Origin of the sequence: Pseudoalteromonas sp. SG43-5 (assembly GCF_014164345.1) — a bacterium.
GTDB classification, from domain to species: Bacteria; Pseudomonadota; Gammaproteobacteria; order Enterobacterales; family Alteromonadaceae; genus Pseudoalteromonas; species Pseudoalteromonas distincta.
This window is the reverse complement of sequence record NZ_JACJFA010000002.1, coordinates 46,953-68,564: the sequence shown is the minus strand read 5'-3', so window position 1 is coordinate 68,564 and position 21,612 is coordinate 46,953. Positions and strand designations below refer to the sequence as shown.

The 21,612-nt window shown below is 40.1% G+C and carries 18 protein-coding genes and 1 pseudogene; 6 read left to right on the top strand and 13 right to left on the bottom strand.

Annotated features, from left to right (window positions below; translation table 11 throughout):
- Positions 1-394: 394 nt before the first annotated feature.
- From H5161_RS02635 to H5161_RS02620, 5 genes and pseudogenes are all read right to left on the bottom strand, one after another.
- Positions 395-877: a type VII toxin-antitoxin system HepT family RNase toxin gene (locus tag H5161_RS02635; RefSeq protein WP_182768742.1), complete on the bottom strand. Its 483-nt coding sequence runs from the start codon at positions 875-877 to the stop codon at positions 395-397.
- Positions 860-1,201, bottom strand: a pseudogene (gene mntA, locus H5161_RS20060) (type VII toxin-antitoxin system MntA family adenylyltransferase antitoxin); the annotation flags it as partial. The gene H5161_RS02635 and the pseudogene mntA, both read right to left, overlap by 18 nt.
- A gap of 239 nt (positions 1,202-1,440) precedes the next feature.
- Positions 1,441-2,940, bottom strand: a complete 1,500-nt coding sequence (locus H5161_RS02630) for a DUF2235 domain-containing protein (RefSeq protein ID WP_182768626.1) — start codon at positions 2,938-2,940, stop codon at positions 1,441-1,443.
- 117 nt (positions 2,941-3,057) lie between these two features.
- Complete coding sequence (locus H5161_RS02625; RefSeq protein ID WP_182768625.1) at positions 3,058-5,148, bottom strand: cupric reductase; 2,091 nt, start codon at positions 5,146-5,148, stop codon at positions 3,058-3,060.
- Positions 5,149-5,285: 137 nt separating this feature from the next.
- Positions 5,286-6,590: an NAD(P)/FAD-dependent oxidoreductase gene (locus H5161_RS02620; protein ID WP_002962796.1), complete on the bottom strand. Its 1,305-nt coding sequence runs from the start codon at positions 6,588-6,590 to the stop codon at positions 5,286-5,288.
- Positions 6,591-6,864: 274 nt separating this feature from the next.
- Between H5161_RS02620 and H5161_RS02615 the strand changes: the two genes are divergently transcribed.
- The gene (locus H5161_RS02615; RefSeq protein WP_182720992.1) at positions 6,865-8,793 is read left to right on the top strand and encodes an ATP-dependent DNA helicase RecQ; all 1,929 of its coding nucleotides are present in this window, start codon (positions 6,865-6,867) and stop codon (positions 8,791-8,793) included.
- 45 nt (positions 8,794-8,838) lie between these two features.
- The gene (locus H5161_RS02610; protein WP_002962790.1) at positions 8,839-9,147 is read left to right on the top strand and encodes a YkgJ family cysteine cluster protein; all 309 of its coding nucleotides are present in this window, start codon (positions 8,839-8,841) and stop codon (positions 9,145-9,147) included.
- Between the two features lie 71 nt (positions 9,148-9,218).
- Here H5161_RS02610 and H5161_RS02605 read toward each other — a convergent pair whose 3' ends face one another.
- From H5161_RS02605 to H5161_RS02590, 4 genes are all read right to left on the bottom strand, one after another.
- Positions 9,219-10,838 carry a methyl-accepting chemotaxis protein gene (locus tag H5161_RS02605; RefSeq protein WP_182733125.1) on the bottom strand — a complete coding sequence of 540 codons (1,620 nt, stop codon included), beginning with the start codon at positions 10,836-10,838 and terminating at the stop codon, positions 9,219-9,221.
- Positions 10,839-11,063: 225 nt separating this feature from the next.
- A complete protein-coding gene (locus tag H5161_RS02600; RefSeq protein ID WP_182768624.1) occupies positions 11,064-11,681 on the bottom strand; it encodes a glutathione S-transferase family protein in 618 nt (205 codons plus the stop codon).
- Between the two features lie 50 nt (positions 11,682-11,731).
- Positions 11,732-12,760, bottom strand: coding sequence for an NADP-dependent oxidoreductase (locus H5161_RS02595; RefSeq protein WP_182693830.1), 1,029 nt, complete (start codon positions 12,758-12,760; stop codon positions 11,732-11,734).
- 179 nt (positions 12,761-12,939) lie between these two features.
- Positions 12,940-13,434 carry a GNAT family N-acetyltransferase gene (locus H5161_RS02590; RefSeq protein ID WP_182768623.1) on the bottom strand — a complete coding sequence of 165 codons (495 nt, stop codon included), beginning with the start codon at positions 13,432-13,434 and terminating at the stop codon, positions 12,940-12,942.
- 149 nt (positions 13,435-13,583) lie between these two features.
- Here H5161_RS02590 and H5161_RS02585 point away from each other — a divergent pair, with 149 nt between their 5' ends.
- Positions 13,584-14,789, top strand: a complete 1,206-nt coding sequence (locus tag H5161_RS02585) for an anhydro-N-acetylmuramic acid kinase (RefSeq protein ID WP_182768622.1) — start codon at positions 13,584-13,586, stop codon at positions 14,787-14,789.
- Positions 14,790-15,143: 354 nt separating this feature from the next.
- Here H5161_RS02585 and H5161_RS02580 read toward each other — a convergent pair whose 3' ends face one another.
- Positions 15,144-15,629 carry a hypothetical protein gene (locus H5161_RS02580; protein WP_010554987.1) on the bottom strand — a complete coding sequence of 162 codons (486 nt, stop codon included), beginning with the start codon at positions 15,627-15,629 and terminating at the stop codon, positions 15,144-15,146.
- 696 nt (positions 15,630-16,325) lie between these two features.
- Between H5161_RS02580 and H5161_RS02575 the strand changes: the two genes are divergently transcribed.
- The 3 genes from H5161_RS02575 to H5161_RS02565 all read left to right on the top strand — a co-directional run bounded on the left by H5161_RS02575 (position 16,326) and on the right by H5161_RS02565 (position 18,869).
- Positions 16,326-16,823: a GNAT family N-acetyltransferase gene (locus H5161_RS02575; RefSeq protein ID WP_002962781.1), complete on the top strand. Its 498-nt coding sequence runs from the start codon at positions 16,326-16,328 to the stop codon at positions 16,821-16,823.
- A 163-nt stretch (positions 16,824-16,986) separates the two neighbouring features.
- Positions 16,987-17,520 (top strand): hypothetical protein, encoded by a 534-nt coding sequence (locus H5161_RS02570; protein WP_182692310.1) that lies wholly within the window; start codon positions 16,987-16,989, stop codon positions 17,518-17,520.
- Positions 17,521-18,383: 863 nt separating this feature from the next.
- A complete protein-coding gene (locus H5161_RS02565; RefSeq protein WP_182768621.1) occupies positions 18,384-18,869 on the top strand; it encodes a hypothetical protein in 486 nt (161 codons plus the stop codon).
- Between the two features lie 117 nt (positions 18,870-18,986).
- On the opposite strand, the gene H5161_RS02560 is transcribed toward H5161_RS02565, so the two are convergent.
- The 3 genes from H5161_RS02560 to H5161_RS02550 are packed head-to-tail and all read right to left on the bottom strand — an operon-like array spanning position 18,987 to position 21,586.
- Positions 18,987-20,081 (bottom strand): OprO/OprP family phosphate-selective porin, encoded by a 1,095-nt coding sequence (locus tag H5161_RS02560; protein ID WP_182768620.1) that lies wholly within the window; start codon positions 20,079-20,081, stop codon positions 18,987-18,989.
- A 1-nt stretch (position 20,082) separates the two neighbouring features.
- Positions 20,083-20,670 (bottom strand): DUF4956 domain-containing protein, encoded by a 588-nt coding sequence (locus H5161_RS02555; RefSeq protein WP_033022227.1) that lies wholly within the window; start codon positions 20,668-20,670, stop codon positions 20,083-20,085.
- A 1-nt stretch (position 20,671) separates the two neighbouring features.
- Entirely contained in the window at positions 20,672-21,586 is a 915-nt protein-coding gene (locus tag H5161_RS02550) for a polyphosphate polymerase domain-containing protein (protein ID WP_182768619.1), read from the bottom strand.
- Positions 21,587-21,612: the final 26 nt, after the last annotated feature.

The window sequence follows — 21,612 nt, the reverse complement described above, 5'->3', positions numbered from 1 at the left end:
TACATTTTTTTACCACAGGAAAGTGAATTATTGTTCAATGTAGCGCTTAAAAGTAATGAGGCAATTAACTCTTCTATTCGCCTCATTGCATGAGGCAAATAAATTGTTATTCGCCTCACCATGTGAGGCGAATAGGTGTTTAGGTGAGCTTTGTAGAGTTGATTGGGGTAATGATCTAGTTACTAGAGGGCAAAGCGCGATGTAAAATCGCGCCTACAATTTAAAAGCTTCGCTTTTCGCGCGAGCAAGCTGAGCGCCTACAGGTGTTTGGGTGAGCTTTGTAGCGTTGATTGGGAGTTATGAACCAGAGTTACTAGAGGACAAAGCGCGATGTAAAATCGCACCTACGGTTTTGTTCAGTGCAGTGGTTTAATTATTGTAGGTGAGGTTTTATCTATGAATCTTTGTTTAGCTCTGTAATCGCTTTAATACTAAATGCGTGCATAGTTGTGTAGTGTTGCTTTTTAATGATTGTTTTAACGATACTTTGGTCAATATTTAAGTAATCGTGAACAAGAGCATTTCGTAAGCCTATAATTTTACGCCATGACAGTAGTTCTGCCTCGCTCAAAAAGCCTAAATTAGTAAGTTCGCTAAATGTTTGATAGGCGTTGCTACTGGTACTACTTTTGTGCTGCTTTAGCCAATGCTTTGATAAACCAATACACACCGCGGTCATTAACTGTAGTAATCGCTCTGCAGCTCGGTAGTCTCTGCTATTAAGTGAATCGATTTGACTGAGTTCGTCGAGTTCTTGCATATATTCGTCAACATGGCGTGTAACTTCACTTAAATAAAGTGTAATTCCGGTATCAGTATGTTTACTCGCTATGGTTTCAAATTCGAACTGGCTATATATACGCTGCTGCTCTTTCATCGCTCTAACACTATTATTGCTTATAATTATTTTTCCATATTCAATAACGTTGAAAGCTAAATAACTTGGAATAATATTTATATCAACAATCGAAATAAGCTGTTCATTAAGATTAAGTGCATTACTTATTTCAAGCTCAAGCTCTTTTGGCCTAAGGCGCTTATCGAACGATTCTAGATCAAAGTTTTTAAATGCTATGGCTAAGTCAATGTCACTATGAGGCTGAGCTGTCCCTTTTGCATGGGAGCCATATAGCCAAACTACATCAATGTCGGTGTTTTGATGTAAATACTCAATTATTTTTTGTATAACTTCATTTGCCACGAAAAAGTAACCATTGATAAAAACAGTAATAATAACCTATCAGTTTTATAGTGAACATTAAAACTGATATTTGTTTTATTTAATTTAAAAGCTTCGCTTTTCGCGCGAGCAAGCTGTGCGCCTTGTATCTACAGGTGTTTAGGCGGGCTTTGTAGTGTTGATTGGGAGTTATGAGCCGTTACTAAAGAGCTAAGTGCGATGTAAAATCGCACCTACAATTTAAAAGCTTCGGGTACCTATTACTCCAACCGCGTTACTTTCACTTTTATTTTTCCGGCATTAGCGCCGTAAAAGCGGCTTAAGTCGTTTGCAAATGGGCAAAACTCGCCAGATTTATCCATTTTAATGTCGGCGCCGTTGGCTATTTCAAAAAGGTGGTCGTCGTTTTTATTTATAGCACCAATAAGTGAAAACCATTGTGCACGAGGAAATCGTCTAAATGGTTCAAGCACAGCCATGGGGATCTCTTTTACGCCAAGTTGTACGTTATCGCGGTTCCAGCCTAATGGCGTGCACTTTATGCCATCGTCAAACCAGTATTGATTTGGGTATGGGGTAAAGCGGTACGTAGCGCCTTGCTCTAGCATAAGGCCGGTTGCGTTATATTGCTCTGAGGCAAATACCATTACATCTTGGCTTTGGTTAATGCTCAGCACATTCATGTTTTGATTAGCCAGTTCTATATGTTGGCTTAAACCAATAAAGCTAAGTGTGGTGTTGTCGTTATAGCTAATTTTGTAATGCAGTTTTTTAAGCGATTCTGGGCGGTAACTGGTTAGCTTATTAATGCGTTCGGCTACGCTGAAGTGCACTAAAGGCTCAAGGTTGCTGGCTTCGTCATCAATTAATACATAGCACTGCCTATCTACTAATTTAAAAAATGGGTTAAACCAAAAGTAATTTTGTTGATGACTTAATGCGAGCGGATCGGGCGTTACGGTTACGTCATCTTGTGCTACTAAGTTGCTATCGGGGAGTAGGGTTTCGTAATCTATATCGTGGCTAGTGAGTAACGATATATTAAGCGGTTGCTCTATTAACCACTCAAGTGCGTAGCGCAAGCAAATATCGGCTAAGCCATCGCGGTAGTAACCGCCGCCAATGTCTGAATGCGCTCCTGCAAACCATAGCTCGGTAATATTGCTTTGGTGGTTCATGAGTGTGGGTTCAAACGCACGGCGTTTTTCGTCAAGGGCTACGCAGTGCAGCGCGTGAGTAATGTTGTTGGCAATGGTGTGGTTTTCAAAAATAACGTGCTCTGCGCCACGTGTGGCTTTACTTACTTTTGATAAGCCAATAGAGGCGACGGTATCAAATACACATACGTAAACATTATCAGCAATTAAAGGCTCTAGGATTTTGGCAAAACGCCTAGCAAGTGCACCGCCTCGGCTAAAACCCGTTAGCAGTATGGCATCGCCTATTAGGTAGTGAGCTTTAAAGTCGCTTAATGCTTGATTTAAAATACTGGCTACGTCGTCACCACGAGGTGCAAGGGTTTGGTTTAAAATGCGTTTAAGGCGGCTGCCTTTAGTGCCAATACCTTGATAATAAAAACTGAGTTGGTTTGCAAAAGGAGTAATGGGGGAGTCTTCTAATTTACCGCCAAGCAGTAAATGCAATTTTAGAATGTTGGTAATATTAGAGTCTTCTTTAAAATGCTCTGAGCTAAATTGCTCTGCATCACGGGGCTCGTTTCCTGTGCCGTCAAAGTTAAAAATTAGCGTTTTACCCGTCATAACCCAATTTCCTTAGTTGTTTTAAATACTCTACACAGACAATGTTAAATATTAAAGACAATATTTAGGTTAGTAACAAATACGCCAACTAATTTGTTGGCGTATTAAAAGTGCGGGTTATAGGCTATTAAAAGTATAGTGATTTAGCTGCGTGCCCTCTGCGGGTTTTAATGCGGGGTTTAACTTAATTAATTGCTCGTAAACCTCAGGATAAAACGTTTTTAATCGTGCTGCGCGAGAAAGGTGATTCGGTTCAATTTTTTCAACAAGCTGTAAGGCTAAAGGAATCATTGGGCTTAACTCCCCTTTGGTGTAGCTTTGTTCTAGCGCTAAGTCGAGTATATCTACGCCTAATTTTTCTGAATCAGCGGGTATTTTATTGTCAATTAGAAATTGGACTGCCTCGACAGAAGACGATGCGGCTTGTACATAAACGTCGCGCCCATACGTATCGGTAATCGAAAAATCAAAACCAGCTTGTTTAAGCTTTTGCCATTGCTCAAGCGGAAAACGACTTAATCTTGCTAAATCACTCGGTGGCTTAGGTTCAACTCGGCTTTGCCAGATCGCTATAAAGTCATGAGGCTCTAATAGTAGGAATGTAAAAAGTGTATCGGTTTCTGTTTGAGTTAATGGTGTACTAAGGCTGTACTCATAAGCTTTTTGGTAATCTTTTTTAGACAAATATTGGCTGAACGCGCTATGACTTCTATCGTTTGAAAGCTGATTGCTTAGTATACTCCACCAGTAATTAACTAATACGGGGTCTTGTTCTTGTAAAACATATTCGAAGTTATTACCTTGCTCTTTTTTTACCTCTAGCACCGTATTATATGCTCGCATAGTAGAGTGTAATTGTTCAGTAGCGCTTAACTGCTGCTGTAATAGTTCACAGTTTTGTCTTTTATTATCTAGATCTTTCTTTTGTTGCTTCAAATCTACTAAAAAACGTGCAACATCAGAATTATCGGGCTCACTCACTTGGGGCAATGTGGCGCTATCTATTTTACCAATAGGGTTAAAGTAAGCATATTGCTCAGGGTTTTCCTGGCCATTAATATAGGCGCCTTGCTGGTAAATAAAATCATTTACAAAAGAAACGCCTTTGCTATTTAGGTAGTCACTAGCATTGCGGCTATGAGCTTTATAGCCCTGCTCTGTAAGGTAGTCCAACATTTGAGTATGCTTTGCATCTAAAGGGGCTAGCGTTAAGTTACCGCTTTTAGGCAGGCTTACTATTGCAACGTCTAAACCCGTAAATAAGCCTGGCTGATTGGTTGGTGTTACGCCTAGTTGCTGCAGTGCTTTTACAAGCGGTAAATTAAACTGGCTTACGGCAATATCAGCCATGTTATATAAAACAGAATTTTCTTCGTACAGCGGCATAGCATCCAGTGCCGGCACCTGCTTTATCAGCGCAAAAATATACTCATTAGAAATGTTGTTTTTAATCGCAGTAGCTACTTCATTTACTGTAAATTGGTTAGATGAAATTGCCCGCTCAAACTCTTTTGGCGTAAATTTATTTGCATTAAGCACAAACAATGTAGCCGGGGAAATAACCTCACTGCCTTCAAGTTTAATAAACGTTTTAGAATAAGTGGTAAATGTATCTGTGTTGTTTAATAAAGCATAAAGGGTTTCTTTTTGTACATTTTCATCAAGGGGTACACTCAGAGTAAGTCCTGGAGGGCTATGCTTATTATCTCCAAGCTGTTGAATCATTTCTTTTACTTTATCATTGGTGAAGCCTTTAATTGCCTCAATGCCTTGCCAATTAGCTAATTCGTTTAAAGAGCTAGTAATATTAAGCTGCTGTTTTTGCTCAGTAACTATGGCATCTCTTAAAAAGGCAATGTATTGACGCTTATTGATTTCTGATAGGTTTGCATACTTTAAAATCGTAGGGACCGACGTCCCTTTTTTAAGCTCACTCACAAAAAATGAAACAAGCGATTGGTTTAAATTATTTATTTTTATATGTTGTTGCTGTGATTGATCTCTGCAAAGGCGAATATCTTTTTTTAGATCTGTGACTATTCGTAGCGGGGTGCCTTCTGCAGGCTGCTTTTTATTAACTAAGTTAGGCTCAGTGGCATTTGGTGCAGCCACGTTGGGCTGCTCTACAGAGGCTGTGTTAGGCTGGGTTTTAAATAGATATACTGCCAAAGCCGCTATAATTATAAGTCCGAGAAGTAGCTTTTTCATAACCGCCAATCCTTTGATGTTATTAAAATATTCTCACATCGTACTACTTTAGGTACGCAAAGTGCAAAAAAGCTTTAAGAGATAATACTTATTAACTCTTAAAGCTTTTTTGTGGTTTTGTGAGCGTACTTAATTTATTAGTGCAACTTCATTTTAGGGCGCACTACACGCAGCACTTTTTCGCTTATCCATAATGCAAAGGTTTTTGCGCTGCCGTGTATGGCGCGTTGGTGCATACGGTATAAAGATATATACATAAAGCGGGCAATTTTACCTTCAATAAAAAAGGTATTGCTGGTTAGGTTACCCATTAAGTTACCCACGGTGCTGTAGCTTGATAAGTTAACAAGTGAGCCATGGTCGCTGTATTTAAAGCCGCGTAGTGGTTGCTGCTTTAGCGTTGCGATTAGATTTTTTTCGACGCACTGCGCCATTTGATGCGCCGATTGTGCTCGAGGTGGTACTTGCTTGCCATCGGCTTGGGTAAATGCGCAGCAATCGCCTAATACAAAAATGCTTTCGTCAACGGTGCTTTGTAAAAACTCGTTTACTTGAATTTGGTTGCTACGCGTCAGCTCAAAAATACCTAAGTCTTTAATAAAGTCAGGTGCTTTTACGCCTGCTGCCCACACCATAATATCGGCATCAATGTGTTCTTCGTCTTTGGTGATAAAGCCTTGTGCGGTGCCTTCTTTTACTTGCGTTTGTTCGCGCACGTTTACGCCAAGCTTTAATAGCTCGCGTTTAGCACTTACGGCAATACGCTCTGGTAATGCTGGTAAAATACGTGGTCCGGCTTCTATTAAGTGAATATGCAAACGCTTAGACGACATATTTGTTAAGCCATAAAGCTTTAATAGTTCAGACACATGATAAAGCTCAGCTGAGAGCTCAACACCGGTAGCACCGCCGCCTACAATGGCAATATTAAGTGATTGCTGTTGGTTGTCGTCTTGGTGAAGGCGTGTAAAGCTGTCGAGTAATGAATGCTGAAAGCGCTCTGCTTGTTGGTTTGAATCTAAAAAGTAGCAGTGATCTTTTATACCTGGGGTATTAAAGTCGTTACTTACGCTGCCTATGGCAATTACGAGGTGGTCGTAGCGCACGGTGCGCTCGGGTAAAATTGTGTGGCCTAGCTCATCTAAAAGTGGTGCAAGGGTAACTGTTTTATTGCTTTGATCTATATTGCAAAAAGTACCAAGTTGAAAGTTATAGTGGTGTTTTGCAGCATGGGCTGAATACACAACGCCATCTAAATCGGGGTCAATAGAGCCTGTCGCTACTTCGTGCAGTAACGGCTTCCATATGTGGGTACGGTTTTTGTCTATTAGTAGAATTTCAGCTTGTTTTTTCTTTCCTAATTTATGACCTAATTGCGTTGCGAGTTCTAATCCGCCAGCACCACCGCCAATAACGACGATTTTAGGTGTAGTAATATTCATAACGTTGCCCTCAAAAATAATATACCCAAGTGATCTGTATTTTTATTCGTTTTTTAAGATGACTTGGGTATCAATAAATTATTTTGGCAACAAGCAGTTACTACTCATTTTATAGTGCTTTAGTTTGCGCTTAAATAAAGGTGATGTCAGCAATAAATAATGTTATTTGTTGTATACTGAGTTGCAAATATTTCATACACACCGAGTTGCAAATATTTTATTTACACCGCATTTTTATAAGCATGACTATTGTTTAGCCATCAAAAGGACATTTATGACCACGCCACTAATTCAATCACTTGAGCAGCACTTTGGTTTTAGCCAATTTAGAACAGGGCAACAACAAACTATAGAGCAGCTTTTAAATGGTCAATCGTCGTTGGCTATATTTCCGACCGGTTCGGGTAAATCGTTGTGCTATCAATTAACTGCGTTGCATTTACCAAATTTAACGTTAGTTGTTTCGCCTTTACTAGCATTGATGAAAGATCAAATTAGCTTTTTAAATAGCAAAGGTATTTACGCGGCAAGCCTTGATTCGAGCCAAGATCAAATGCAAAGCAGCACCGTAATGAATGATGTGCGAAATGGTAAAATTAAAGTATTAATGGTGTCGGTTGAGCGCTTTAAAAACGAGCGTTTTAGAGAGTTTATAAGCCAGGTGGCGCTTTCGATGTTAGTGGTAGACGAAGCGCACTGTATATCTGAATGGGGCCATAACTTTAGACCCGACTACCTTAAACTACCGCGTTACCGCGAAGAGCTTAATATTCCTTTAGTATTGCTGCTTACGGCAACGGCGACTAAAAAAGTTAAACGCGATATGGCAGAGCGATTTGCTATATCGCCTGAGTGTATTGTGCAAACGGGCTTTTATCGCGCCAATTTAGATTTAAGCGTGCTGAGCGTTAAAACCGCCGATAAAAACACCGAGCTTACCAACATTGTGCGCGCGCAAAATGGCCCTGGTATTGTGTATGTAACGCTACAGCAAAGCGCCGAGCAAGTTGCTAATGTGCTAAGTGCACAAGGTGTGCACGCGGTGGCGTATCATGCGGGGCTTGAAGATACGCTACGCTGGCAAATTCAAGATGACTTTATGGCGGGTAAAATTAACGTAGTGGTGGCAACCATAGCCTTTGGTATGGGCGTTGATAAGTCAGATATTCGTTTTGTTATACATTACGATTTACCAAAATCGATTGAAAACTACAGCCAAGAAATTGGCCGAGCAGGGCGCGATGGCAATCCATCAAACTGCTACACCCTTGCCAATTTAGATGGGCTAAATACGGTTGAAAACTTTGTATATGGCGACACCCCTGAGCTTAGCGGTATTGAATACGTAATTAACGATATTCGCCAAAGCCACCAGCAATGGGAAATGCAAGAATACAGCTTATCAAGCGAAAGTAATATTAGACAACTGGCACTTAAAACCTTACTTGTACAGCTTGAAATGCAAGGCGCTATAACGCCGCAATATGCCTACTACGCTGATTTTAAATATAAATTTTTGGTCGATAAAAACGAGCTACTAAGCCAGTTTGACGAGCAGCGACAAGCATTTTTAACACAAATATTTAGCCATACCGATTTTAAAAAAATATGGGGCACGCTAAATTTTGACTCCCTTACGCAAGCCGCGCAGGTTGATCGAAAACGTGTAGTGGCAGCCCTTGATTACCTAGCCGAAAAAAACCTAATAACGCTCGAAACCAAACGTATTACCCAAGTATACAAAGTGCATAGCGAGGTTATAAATAACCCAGAACTTGCCCAGCAACTACACGACTACTTTAGTGATAAAGAACAAGCCGAAATTAAACGTATTGCTGCACTGGTACGCTTTTTTGAGCTACAAAGTTGCTTAAGCTATAACTTAGCGCGCTATTTTGACGATCAAAATGCACCACAGCAATGTGGGCATTGTAGTGTGTGTAGAGGTCATGCGGTTAAGCTTGAATACTCTATAGAGCCTGCATATGTTGAGGAGCAACTTATTTATCAAAAGGTAGATGAGTTTTTAGCGCATATGGCAGACAAAGGTAATCATAATGTGGGTATTGAAACCCAATGCCGCTTTTTAGCTGGGATGAGTGTGCCATTATTTGCGCGTAATAAAGTGCGCCAATTGAGTGGTTTTGCACTGTGCGAGCAAATGCGTTACAGCGATATTAAAGCAAAACTACTAGCGCGTTAAATTAGTTACTGTATCCTAGTGGCTTATTCAAAAAAGTAAGCCACTATGCCTCATATTGTTATTCCTGTTGAAAATATTTCTACTACCCCAGAGCCTGTTACGTGTGCTAACTGCCAAGCCTGTTGTTGCCAATTAGAAGTGCGCATAGTAACCGACACCGGCGTGCCATTTAACTACATTGAATACGATAAATGGGGCAGCGAAGTAATGAAACGCGCTGACGACGGTTGGTGCCAAGCACTCGACCGCAATACGCTTATGTGCTCCATTTACGAAAACCGCCCATTAGTTTGCCGCGAGTTTGAAATGGCCTCAGACGAGTGCATTACCGAGCGCGATTTAGCGGGTATATAGTCCGCTATTATTAAAGTACATAAACAACAAAGGGGCTTAAAAGCCCCTTTGTTTATTGTTTACTATAAAAATTAAACTTTAAAGTAGCTAATATACTTTTTAAGCGTGTTTGAAAGGTCAGCTAATGCAACGGCTTCTTGTGCGTTACTGTTAAGAGACATGCTGGTTTCTTTGGACATACTGGCAATTTCTTCCACGCCGGTACTAATTTGCGCCACGGTGGCTACTTGGTTTGATGTTGATTCAACAATTTCAAGCACGTTACTTAATGAGTCGTTAGCTTGTTGCTGTATTTGATGCAGTAACTCGTTTGCTTCGTGGGTAAGCGTTAGGCCATTTTCTACTTGCGGTACTGTGGTTTCCATAGCTGTTACCGACGCTTGCGTGTTTTCTTGCACTTGCAAAATCATCTTTTCAATGTCGCCTGTTGCATCACCGGTACGCTGGGCAAGTTGCCTTACCTCGTCAGCTACAACAGCAAAACCTCGGCCAGTTTCGCCTGCTCTTGCAGCTTCTATTGCCGCATTTAGTGCAAGCAAGTTTGTTTGATCAGAAATGCTGCGGATCACACTTAAAATATCGCCAATGTGTTTTACATGTTCTTGCAGCACGTTTACTTGGGTAACTGTGGCTTTTACGGTTACAGAAATTTGCTCAATTTCGGCCGCTACTTTTTGCACTGCAATACTACCTTGCTGCGATAGTTGTGCAGTTACTTTTGAGTTATCTTCGGTTTGTTTAACAGAGCCTGCAACTGCATTAATACTGCGGCTCATTTCTTCTAGGCTGCTTACTGCCGAGTTTGTATAGGTTACTTGTGCGTCAGCGGCACTAAGTGCTTGCTGCGAGCCAGACGCTACGCTTGCAGAGTGCGTAGAAAGCTCTTCAGATGAGTTAATAATGCTATCTACAATGGTTTTTAATTTAGATTGCATAACCCCTACAGAAGCCATCATGCTATTTGGGCAACACGACTGTACATCACCTCTTAAGTCTCCTTGGGCAATAAGGGCAATTACTTCGGCGGCTTCTTGTGGTTCGCCACCTACTGACTTTCTGATCAGTTGGCTAATAACATACGCAACGCTTGCACCTATTAAAATTGCAAGCGCGGTGAGCGAAATCATCCAAATTTCAAATGAACTGGCAATATCGAGAGTATCAATAGTGGTGGTTTGATTTGCTTGCTCTTGCAGGTTTATAAATTGGTTTATAACACTTAGCCACTGGGTAAACGCAGGGCGCGCATCGGTTAATAAAATGCGTTCAGCTTCGTTTAGGTTTCCTGCATTTTTAGCGTTTATTACACCTTGAATGAAAGGCTGAGTGCGCTGCTCTATTTGATTTATTTTATTAATTAAAGCGCGCTCTTCACTATTCATATCACCCATTAGCTTAGCCATAGCGCGGCTTGACGTTTGGTAAAATGCGTTTAGCTCTTGTATGTTATTTAACACGGTACTTAAACTGCTTTGCTCGGTAATTAGCACTACGTCGCGCACGGCTATTGCTCTGTCGTGTACGCTGCCTCTGAAGTTAATTGCGTAACGTTGCTTTACCGAATTTACGTCGGTCATGTGGGTAATGTTATTATTAATAAGGCTAACGCGCGAAATTCCAATAATGGTTAAAATAATCATCATTGATAAAATTACGCCAAAGCCGGTCGTTAAACGCATGTTTATGGTCATGGTTGATCCCAAGGGTGAGTCAATACGCGCAAGAGCAGCTTGTATTATTAGTGAAAATACTTAAACAATAGCAGCATTATGCCTTATTAATTAAAGTTTTATTAGCAATAAGGTAGGTGATTGTTAATTTAGTTTACAAGCGTAACTTTGGCGGGGCATATTTTACAGGTATTAAAAAAGGAGCAAAATGCTCCTTAGTGTTATATAAAAATATTATATAAAGGTTTAGTCGTACTTTGCTTCTAGCTCATTAGCTGTATGAAACTTCTCATGGCTTTGTAATTGCTCGTCGTATTTAACGAGGTTTTTAAAGTGCGCTATTTGACCTGAGTTTTTAACTATTTCAACAATAAACGACATCATAAAGTCAGCGCCCGTTAGGGTATCGCCCACTAAATAACGTTTACCTTCTAGGCGGTCGTTAAAGTAGCTAATTACTTTAGCTGTTTCAGCGTCGGCATAGCCTTCTAAAAACTGTGTTTTAGCGCCGTCTTTTAGTACAAACATTTTAAGCAAAAGCGGTAAAATTGCTGAGCTTTCTGCAAAGTGCAGCCACTGTTGGTAGTCAACATATTCAGCGGTATCTACTTTTGGAGCAAATTTACCATTGCCGTATTTAGTAATAAGGTAGTCTGTAATAGCGCCTGATTCAGCAATAATTAAACCGCCGTCTTCAATTACCGGTGACTTACCAAGTTGATGAATATGCTTTAGTTCGTCAGGTGCTAGAAATGTGTCTTTATTACGCTGATAAGCCACAATTTCGTAGTCAACATCTAGTTCTTCTAAAAGCCAAATTATACGTTTAGAACGGGATTTATTTAAATGGTGTAGTTTAATCATGTCAGTCCTTTTTTGGCTTGTAAGGGCTTTGCCTTACAAGCCGTATAAAATTAAAGTGGGTTATTAATTTTAACCACAGTTTTACCAAAGTTTTTACCGCATATCATATCGTTGAACGCGTCTACTGTATTTTCGATGCCTTCTACCATGTGCTCACGGTATTGAATTTTTCCGTCTTGTAGCCATTTTTGCATGTCTTGTGCAAACTCGTCGTAACGGTCGCCGTAATCATCAAAAATGATAAAGCCTTGCATTTTAATACGCTTAGTAAGCAATTGACCCATTAGCATACCTAAACGGTCTGGGCCTTCTGGCAAGCTAGTAGCGTTATATTGCGATACTAAACCACACAATGGTACGCGTGCTGCGGTATTTAGTAATGGTAGTACGGCGTCGAATACTTTACCGCCCACATTTTCGTAGTAAACATCAATGCCTTTATCACAGGCTTTTTCTAACTGCTCTGCAAAGTCATCAGCTTTGTGATCAATACAGGCATCAAACCCTAGTTTTTCAACGGCGTGTGCACATTTTTCGCTACCACCAGCAACACCCACTACTTTACAGCCTTTAATTTTAGCTATTTGACCAACCGTTGCGCCTACAGGGCCTGTTGCTGCTGCAACAACTACGGTTTCGCCTTCTTTAGGCTGGCCAATATCAAGTAAACCCATGTAAGCAGTAAAGCCAGGCATACCCATAATACCTAATGCGTATGAAGGGTTTGCAGGCTCTTTACCTAACTGCATTAAGCCTTCGCCGTCGGTAATGGCGTAGTCTTGCCAACCTGTGTAGGCAAGTACCCATTCGCCTTCGTTAAACTTATCGTTTTTAGACTCTTCTACTTGGCACACTGTTGCGCCAACCATTACATCGCCAATATTAACAGGGTCAGCATACGACTTAGCATCGCTCATACGACCACGCATGTACGGGTCTAGCGATAGGTAAATAGTACGTAGTAAAACTTCACCGTCTTTTAAAGCCGGAAGCTCTACCGTTTTTAATTTAAAGTTTTCATCTTTTGGAGCGCCATTAGGGCGTGATTCAAGAGTAAGTTGGCGACTAGTCGTAGACATATAAGATCTCCTATTAATATAAATAAACTACTTACCGAATGTTTACGCTTTAAAAATCGTGTTCAGCTAAACAATAATGCGCGGCTAAGCAGTATGAATATGTACAATGCGTACCTTAATAAAGGAGTTTTGGGCGGGTGGTTGATAATTCAACCTTTGCGCAAATTTAATTAGAGTAATTAGTCTGCTTTGAGCTTACTAAATATATGATTGTTGTAAAGTACCCCGTTTTTATAAATGGCCTGTTTAAGCACAGCCTCTTGCTCAAAGCCGCTCTTAGTAAGTGCTTTCATAGAGCCGGTATTACCAGCAAACACGGCACCAAAAATTCTGTTTAAGTGTGAGCTTGCAAACGCTTCATTGCATATAAGTTCAATAGCGCGAGTAATAATACCTTGCCCCCAATAGACTTTATTAAGCCAATAACCAATTTCGCCACTGCGTTTGTATTCAAATTCGCCGGGAGTTATACCAATACAGCCCGCAAATTGCCCATTTACAACAATGGCCTTAATAATGCCGTTTTTTGAGCCTTGGCTTATCCACCAGTTTGCATCGGCTTGCGTATACGGAAACGGAATTTTTGACGATAAATAACGCGTTACCTGTTCATCATTTAAGGTGTTAATAATAAAAGGCGCGTCTTGGGCTTTAAACTCTCTGAGGGTGATCATATTTTTTCATAAATTTTTAGTATGCACACTAACTTAACAATCATTTAAGAGTTAAACAATCAGAACCTAAATTAAACGCTTTACGGCTATTACTTTGTTTTAAAGTCCTCTAATATAAGCAAAATATTACACCTATTTTAGATGCCATTATGCACCCTCACATTAAAGCGCTTTATAACAGCGCCCTAAAACCAAGCCGTTTAATTATTGGTTTAATGAGCGGCACCTCGTTGGATGGGCTTGATGTTGCACTGTGTAAAATAACGGGCGCGGGCTTAAATACTCACATTGAGGTTTTAAATTTTACCACCGTTGACTACAACGACGATTATAAAACTAAAATAAAGCAGGTATTTGCCAAACGAGAGTGCGATTTAGAGCTTGTAACTTTACTGCACCCGTGGGTAGGTAAACTCCATGGCGATATGGTTAACCAGTGCTTACATACTTGGCAAATAGACCCGGCAAGTATTGATGTAATAGCAAGTCACGGGCAAACCATTTACCACTGCCCGCAGTCGCAGCATAATCACAAAAGCTTTACTAATGGCACCTTACAAATTGGCGATAGCGACCAAATAGCCGTTACTACGGGTATTACTACCATTGGTGATTTTAGGCAAAAACACATAGCCGCAGGAGGCGAGGGCGCACCGCTTGCTGTGTATGGCGATTATTTGTATTTTTCGAGCGCTGTGGAGAGTCGGATTTTGCTAAATATGGGCGGCATAGCTAACTTAACGTTTTTACCCAAAAATGGTGATGCAAACCGTGTGTTTAGCTCCGACATTGGCCCCAGTAATACCATTATGGATGCCTACGTACAGCAACATTTTAAAGATATGCATTATGACGATGGCGCAAAAATAGCTAAAGCAGGCAAGGTAAATACACCATTATTAAATGCATTGTGTAATAACGCATTTTTTAAACTCCCAATGCCTAAAACCACAGGGCCTGAGGTATTTAACTTAGCGTATTTAAACACCGCACAGCAGCTTACAAATACACAGCACTTAAGCCATGAAGATGTAATGGCCACCTTAAATACCTTTACAGCAACCGCTATAGCAAATGCATTAAACGAGTGTGCAGAGCGCGCACAAAATTGTGTGGTGTATGCAAGTGGTGGGGGTATTCATAACCCATTACTAATGGCGCAACTTACAACGCTTTGCCCACGTATTAAGGCTTTTAAAAATACCGACGATTTAGGTATTAACCCTGATGCAAAAGAGGCTGTGTTATTTGCTATTTTAGCAAACGAATGCCTAGCCGGAGAGCAGCAACACCTAAGTAACACCGCACAAGGTATTGCGGGAGTTACTATGGGTAAAGTAAGTTTTGCAGACTAGGGCGTGTTGGTCTTTGTGGATTGAAATTTGTTCAATCTAGAGGCGATTAAATCGCGGCGCGAGGTTTGTAACCTAGTGGGCTAAGTAAAAACCGAGCAAAGCTTCCGCGTCCTGCTCACGCCCCTTACCTACATCCATGTAGGCAACAAAGAGTTAATCGTCCCTAGAAAGAACCCAAAGGGCAGTGCATGTTTGGTATTTATGCTGCGTTATCGCCTATTTATGGGGAGTAACCACACTACATAGGCTCTGCCTTGCCTAAAAACCAAACATACTGCTGTAAATTCACCCACCAAAGTTCAACACGCCCTAACAACTTATAAGTAGTGTCGCGTAATTTAAGTGCAGTTTGCATTAAAACAGCGATAAAAACGTAGAGCCCATACTTGCAAAGTAGCTACGAACGCCCTGTGACTTGGTATGTTCAGTTTTTATTTGCTCAGGAATATAGCCTTGCTCAAATGCTTTAATGTACACATCGAGTTGCTGGCTTTCTTTTAAGGTCGTGTTTTTTCCGTGCAGCATCATTTGCACTACAAAACACTGGCTTTGTGTAATGTTACTTAAAGTAAGATTTACAGTACCAGATTCAAGGTCTGCATTGCTCAGCGTTTTTTCAGTAAAATACTGCGCCCCACGCGCACTGGGCTGCGTTGCACTTAGTGAAATAACATCGCTCTCATTTGCGCCATCAGGCAACACACACTGCAGCGTAATGTTATGCGCAGCATTGGCTTTTAGCGATAGCTTTTCATATTCCATAGCGTGGCTCATCGCCGCAGACATAGAATCATCAAATGATTGCAGTGCAAATGTTAGTTGCACTAAGGGTGTACTCATCTTACTTAATCTTCTTGAGTCTATTCATTTATCGGATAGAGATTATCGCGGATCAAAGTTACAGATTTATGACTAATTGCATTATTTAGTACAATTATTGAGTAGTTTGATCAAAGAGGATCTTTTTGTTCTTTCTCATCCAACTTTGGAATGTTTTATCACACATCTGGAATGAAGAGCCATATGTGGCAGTGCTTGTAGCGATGGTGCTTCCGTTCCTTATTTGGGTTCTTTTCATAGGGGACAGAATTTTGTTTTTAGGCTTAAACTAATTAAACAGAGATTCCCAACTAAAATTCTATACTTTATCTTTTTTGGTTTATTACTGTATGGATAGCGGTTTATTGTTGTACCTCATATTAATTGAGCGGTGTTAGCGGCCAAGATAAATGTCGCAATGCAAATGTTCTAAGGCGGTTATGAGCGAAAACCAGTTATTGAGATTGGCTAAATATAGTAGTTAATTGATTGGTCAAACTGCTTTTTGCGCATATATTCATGAAAATGCGCGCTGCGCGCAAATTGGATTATTAACTTCACCTAAAAACTTTAGAAAACTTAGTTATAGTAATACCTTAGGTAATTTGCTAAAACTATATAAAGTAGATAGATGAGCGTTATGTCGGCAGAAATATGCTTGATGAGCGTACTATTAAATTGCTAGGTGTTCGGCAGATCTTACAGTAGGGATATAACTTGAAAATTAGACACTTAGAAGAATTTGATCATAAAGATCTTCATAATATTTATAGCTTTACGGAAGTAATGGCAAATACATCACAACTTCCTTTTTTGAGCTCTTCGCAAGTTTCAAATCTCTTTTCAGCATCAAATCAATACACGTTAGTCGCAGAAGTTGATGGTAAGGTGGTTGGACACGTGACGCTATTCCTAACGGATAAAGTTCGGGATAAGCATACTGCTTCTATTGCCATCGCTGTTCACCCTGAAAGTCACGGACAAGGTGTCGGAAAAGCCTTGATGCATGAAGCAATCAATCAAGCTGATAATTGGCTTAATTTAGTTCGTGTTGAATTAGAGGTTCATGCTGATAATCTTTCAGCCAAAGCTCTGTATGAAAAGGTAGGCTTTGAAACTGAGGGCATTAAGCGTTTGAGTACATTCAAAAGTGGACGGTATATAGATATGGTTATCATGTCCAGAATCAGCCCTGCACATGGAATGAACGCATAACAAAGCGTTTAAGGCAGATTCGCAACGCATGGCATTCTTGGTTCAAATGAGTTTTGTGTTTACGGTGTAATGGTTTAGGTTAGACGTAGGCGTCACTCACTACTTAACGCGGCGTTATGTTGTTTTGCAAGTTAGTAGGAATTTTTAAAGGGATTTGAATTGAATGAAATTTTTCAAACTTACAGTGATAATATTATTTGCTTTAATTATTGGTGCAGCACTGTCATACCAGAAAATCATCTCAGACATATTGATACCACAGTATGTTGACTGGGCTTATGAAACTGAAAGAAAAGGCTCGGAGTCAGGAATTCCGCTAAATTCACGAGAATTAGCTTTGGCAGCTGATATAGGAATTCAAAAACCAGAGAAAGTCAGGATTGTACATGTTGAAGAAGTACCCTTTCCATTCGAAAACTTCGCTCTAAAAACACTAGGTGAAGCACTAGGTTTTATTGGTGAAGGTATTACCAATAACGCTCAGGCTTTCGGGTATTCTATTTATGTTCGTAATGGATATGAGCTCAATAGGCCAAAATTGGCTCATGAATTGGTTCATGTGCTACAAATCGAAAGATCTAGTCTTGACCAAGTGATAACTCAGCACTTCTCTGACATAGCTGAATTTGGTTATGACAAAGCACCTTTAGAAGTCGAGGCTTTTAAAGCAAATAAACAGTATGCAGCTGATTGGTAATTAAACGTTGAAAAATCACATTAAGTCGGTCGCAAGCTCCCTGGGACAGTAATACGTGGACTCAGTCGCTTCGCTCCAAATTTTAGCCCACGTGTTATTGCCCCTAAGCGGGGTGTTAGTGTTCAAGGAGGTTTCAGCTGAGAGTCAAGGCTAGCAAAAAGTTAAAAGCTGAAATGTTCAAAAGAGTTTTGATCGCTTTAGTACTTTTTGGAATCGGAGTTTATATTCTAGGTTCACCTGATGGAGTTTGCTTTGAGATATTATCTCGCGATCTCTGTAACTCCGAAGATAAAGCTGTAATTTTTCATTGGATACTGTTTTTTGATTCTCTTTTACTCGCATATGTTATGTTGCCCTTTTTTCACTTAGGCGCTATGAAATTCATTATTAAAGCAAAGAACACTAACAAGAAAATGAACAAGGACTAAAAACAGTGGGCTTTTGCTCCTGCGTCGCCTATTTTAGCCAACAATTTTTGGGTCAAAAGAGTCAAATTTTGACTTCATACATCAAGGTTTGCCAGTGCCTGCTGATGTCGCACTAGCGAAGTTTGCCAGAGTACGCCTATCAAATTAACTATATCCTTAAACCTTTAATGTACTTGAGTGGCTAGCAACGTACGGGTGATCCCTTCCAGCGTTAATTGAGAAATAAGCTCAATTCCAGCATTGAATGGGAAATATTCCAACTTCCTATTGGAAATTCACTTATCAAAGCCTCGCCTTATATAAAGCCCTGTTCCAAGCTTGAATGAGAAAAAATATAAGTGAGGTTGTTTTAGCTGTTTAGAGGTTATATTTAGAACCTCTCTTAGTGTTATGGTAATACTAAGCAAATAAATTTTAGAAATAAGGTATTTATAGGTGTTTTTTAATAGGGCAGTGTTTTTAGTTTTTACTTTATTATCGGGCTGTTCTATAGCTAAAAGCGTTGATTCGTTTTCTTTAAGCGAAATGAGTGAAACACAATACTTACTTGAAACAGCAGCGCAGCCCAATATTAAAGTTATTGCTGATGTGCAAGGAGCTGACGAGCTAGAATTAGTAAAAGTTTATGATTTAACGTGTAATGGTGTTAACTACCAAGTGCCTGCCGTTAAGGGAGATATCGAAAACGCGGTGTCTATTACTGAACACATAGAGTATTTTATATTTAAAAACGTAGGCGATAATTTATCAGCGATTAAAACAATCGGATCTATTGAGGTTAAAAGGCGATGTGACGGTATTGTAGTGAATGAGCACACCATCGACCCATCACTGACCAGTTTTAATAAAAACCTGTGTAACAGTATTAACCGCAGCGGCGATATGGATTACCCAATACAATTTGCAGGCGCTGGTAATTAGTATTTAAAAACTAACTTAAATATTATTTACTAAGTAAGTATAAAGCCCCTGTGTTAAACGTAACGTTTAACACAGGGGCTTTATAGTTTTAGGCTAAACGACTAAACACCAAGCGCATTAAAACGAATATTGCAGCCTTAATGAGATTGCATTGCCCGATGTGATAGTACCGCCTGCCTCAAAGTAGTCGGCTTTAATGTAGTCGGCCATAAACTTTATGTTTTTGTTTACGGTGTAGTTAACACCAAGGGAGTAGGTTTTTGCGTCTTGGTTTTCTTGCTTGAGCTTAAGTAAGCTATAGCGGCCAGTGAGCTCCCAGCCTGGCTCTGAGCTTGCGCCTAGTTTTGCGTTTTTATACTTGCGGTATCCGCCCGTTAGTTGATAACCAAAATGCAAATAGCCGCCTTCGTAATCATTGGTTGACTCTTCAATACTGGTTACTTGTGCTTGTTGCCACTCGGCCATGATGGTCAATCTGTCTTTAATCCATAACAGCTCTATACCTTGCTGCGAGAGGTTATCGGCATTAATTTTATCGCCTTCTATTAATGAGTCGGCGGTATAAACTTCAAGTGGCTCATTTACTCTAAATTCGTTACCGTCGTACTGCCTCTCACTAAATGCGACGCCTAAGTGTAATAGGTTGGTATCTTGCTGCCATGGCACCCAGGCTACCCGCCCTGTAATAGCTGATGTTGCTTCGTCTTCGTCGGGCTGATAATAACCAAGTTGCCAATTTACTGAGGCTATCTCTCCTGAAAGGCTAATACCTAAACTTCGCCCTGGCGAAAACGCTTCGCTTATCATGCTGCGTTCAAGCATTAATAAATTACGAGAGCTGGTTAGTTTTTCTAGGCCAAAACCTTCTTTTTGCTGGCCTATGGTTAAATCAGCATATTTCCAGCCTGAGTATTCTAGGTAGGCGTCTTTTATTTCGGTTTCGCCATCGGCAAAGCCAAGCTGAAATTTACTTTTCCAGTCTTTGCTTATGTCTGATTTAAAACTTAGGCGAGCGCGGCGTATTTCTGAGGTACTTTCTGAGCTGCTGCTGTCGTATTGCTCCTCTAATAATGAGGTATCAAACTTGTAGTAGTCGAGCATGATATAGCCGCTTAAATCTATATCGTCGTTAATTTTGGCAAAGCTTGCGTTACTAACAAAACAACAAAGTGTTGAAAGCGCCACGGTAGAAATAGTTAGTTTAGAGGTCATGTTAGGCTACCTTTGTTTGTTTTTCGGCTAAGTAGCTCACTTTTAGTTGGGCTACATCTTTTAAAAAGTCGATGTGCTCTATGTCTACAGCAACTACGTTTAGGCCTGTGCGCAGTTTTAAATCGTTGATGAGTGTGGCTTGGTTTTGCGGGGTTATGTTTTCTATGCGCTCGTAGCAAACGCTTTGTACTTCGTAGCGTTTTACAAATATGCTTGAGTCAATTACAAAGGCAATTAAGCAAATTATGCCGTTAAGAATACTTAGCTCAATTAAGCTCATTTGCCCTACAGAGGTAAGTAAAGCAATAGCAGTAACAAGGAATAAGTAAGTCATTTCTTTAATCGAAATAGACTCAGTGCGGTACCTTAGCATGGTAAATACGGCAAATAGACCAAATGCAAATTCCATTGACATATCAACGCCATGCAGCAAAAAGGTAATAATAAAAACGCCTACGCCAAATAAAATAAACGAGCCTGCCACCACTGCATTTTTACTTATGCGAAAGTAACAGCCATAGCAAAGTACAGCCAGCGATAGGATGTTTACTAAAAAACGGGAAAGAAAAATAAGATCTAATTTTGTCATTTTAATTATTCTCTAAAGGTAAAAGCGGGTTAGTGCGGTTAAGGTGTTTTAAACGGGCTAAAACGGGTTTAAAGCGGTTTACTTTTAAGCGATCGGGGTAGAGCAAAGCACAGCCAATGCAGTATTTACTAAACGAGGCAGGGAATATGTGGTGTTTGCTCATCAGCTTATAAAATGGCGAGTGTTTTGTTTTTTTGCGCTGCTTAAGTTCGGCAATAAAAAAGCCCGGTAGGGTTATTTTGTTATCGCCTTTTGGGGTGTTGTACCACAGGTTAAAATCAAGCGTTAAGCGTTCGGCTTTTTCTTCGTTTGCTAAGGCTATTCGGTTATAGCCGCTTTGTTGGGTTACGTTTAAATGTGCAAAGCTGTTTTTCATTTGTTCTTTCATAAACGCAGTACAATGAGCTTGCTCGTTGTTTTTTTCGAGCTTGATACGTGTTTTAACCGTACGGCTTTGATTGTTTTTTAGTTTTACTTCTAGGTATTCGGTGGCGGTATCAACGTAGCGTCTTTGGCGCACTTTGTATCGATTAAGCTTACCGTTATGGTGGGCTTTGTATAAATCAAGCTCGGGCGTATCAAAGTACTGATTATAGTAAGAAAATAAACGCTTACCTTGTATATCAAGCACACGGTATTGGCCATGTAAGTGAGTTAGTAGCTCAGGTAAAAAAGACAGTGGCAGCATAAACTTGCTGTCTACACGGTTCATTAAGTTGGCGTTATTAAGATCTCTTAATCCGTAGCCTTCAAACGGGGTGAGTAACTCGTTAATTAATGTTGATAATGAGCCATCAGCGGTTGGCTTTTCAGGTTGGGCCTGCTTATTTTTAGTGTTTATTGCAGTAATTGCTACAGGTGCAATTGAAGCGTCCTTTTCAAAAAATTCATCCTTTAAACGTGCTTGAATTGTCATAATTTTCTCAGATTATTAAATTGCAA

Excerpts from the sequence above, each read along its gene's own strand:
- H5161_RS02600 (WP_182768624.1), bottom strand. The coding sequence starts at position 11,681 with ATGATTAAACTACACCATTTAAATAAATCCCGTTCTAAACGTATAATT.
- H5161_RS02590 (WP_182768623.1), bottom strand. The coding sequence starts at position 13,434 with ATGATCACCCTCAGAGAGTTTAAAGCCCAAGACGCGCCTTTTATTATT.
- H5161_RS02555 (WP_033022227.1), bottom strand. The coding sequence starts at position 20,670 with ATGACAAAATTAGATCTTATTTTTCTTTCCCGTTTTTTAGTAAACATC.
- H5161_RS02620 (WP_002962796.1), bottom strand. The coding sequence starts at position 6,590 with ATGAATATTACTACACCTAAAATCGTCGTTATTGGCGGTGGTGCTGGC.
- H5161_RS02595 (WP_182693830.1), bottom strand. The coding sequence starts at position 12,760 with ATGTCTACGACTAGTCGCCAACTTACTCTTGAATCACGCCCTAATGGC.
- H5161_RS02630 (WP_182768626.1), bottom strand. The coding sequence starts at position 2,940 with ATGACGGGTAAAACGCTAATTTTTAACTTTGACGGCACAGGAAACGAG.
- H5161_RS02570 (WP_182692310.1), top strand. The coding sequence starts at position 16,987 with ATGAAATTTTTCAAACTTACAGTGATAATATTATTTGCTTTAATTATT.
- H5161_RS02550 (WP_182768619.1), bottom strand. The coding sequence starts at position 21,586 with ATGACAATTCAAGCACGTTTAAAGGATGAATTTTTTGAAAAGGACGCT.
- H5161_RS02635 (WP_182768742.1), bottom strand. The coding sequence starts at position 877 with ATGAAAGAGCAGCAGCGTATATATAGCCAGTTCGAATTTGAAACCATA.
- H5161_RS02610 (WP_002962790.1), top strand. The coding sequence starts at position 8,839 with ATGCCTCATATTGTTATTCCTGTTGAAAATATTTCTACTACCCCAGAG.
- H5161_RS02560 (WP_182768620.1), bottom strand. The coding sequence starts at position 20,081 with ATGACCTCTAAACTAACTATTTCTACCGTGGCGCTTTCAACACTTTGT.
- H5161_RS02625 (WP_182768625.1), bottom strand. The coding sequence starts at position 5,148 with ATGAAAAAGCTACTTCTCGGACTTATAATTATAGCGGCTTTGGCAGTA.
- H5161_RS02585 (WP_182768622.1), top strand. The coding sequence starts at position 13,584 with ATGCACCCTCACATTAAAGCGCTTTATAACAGCGCCCTAAAACCAAGC.
- H5161_RS02580 (WP_010554987.1), bottom strand. The coding sequence starts at position 15,629 with ATGAGTACACCCTTAGTGCAACTAACATTTGCACTGCAATCATTTGAT.
- H5161_RS02605 (WP_182733125.1), bottom strand. The coding sequence starts at position 10,838 with ATGACCATAAACATGCGTTTAACGACCGGCTTTGGCGTAATTTTATCA.
- H5161_RS02615 (WP_182720992.1), top strand. The coding sequence starts at position 6,865 with ATGACCACGCCACTAATTCAATCACTTGAGCAGCACTTTGGTTTTAGC.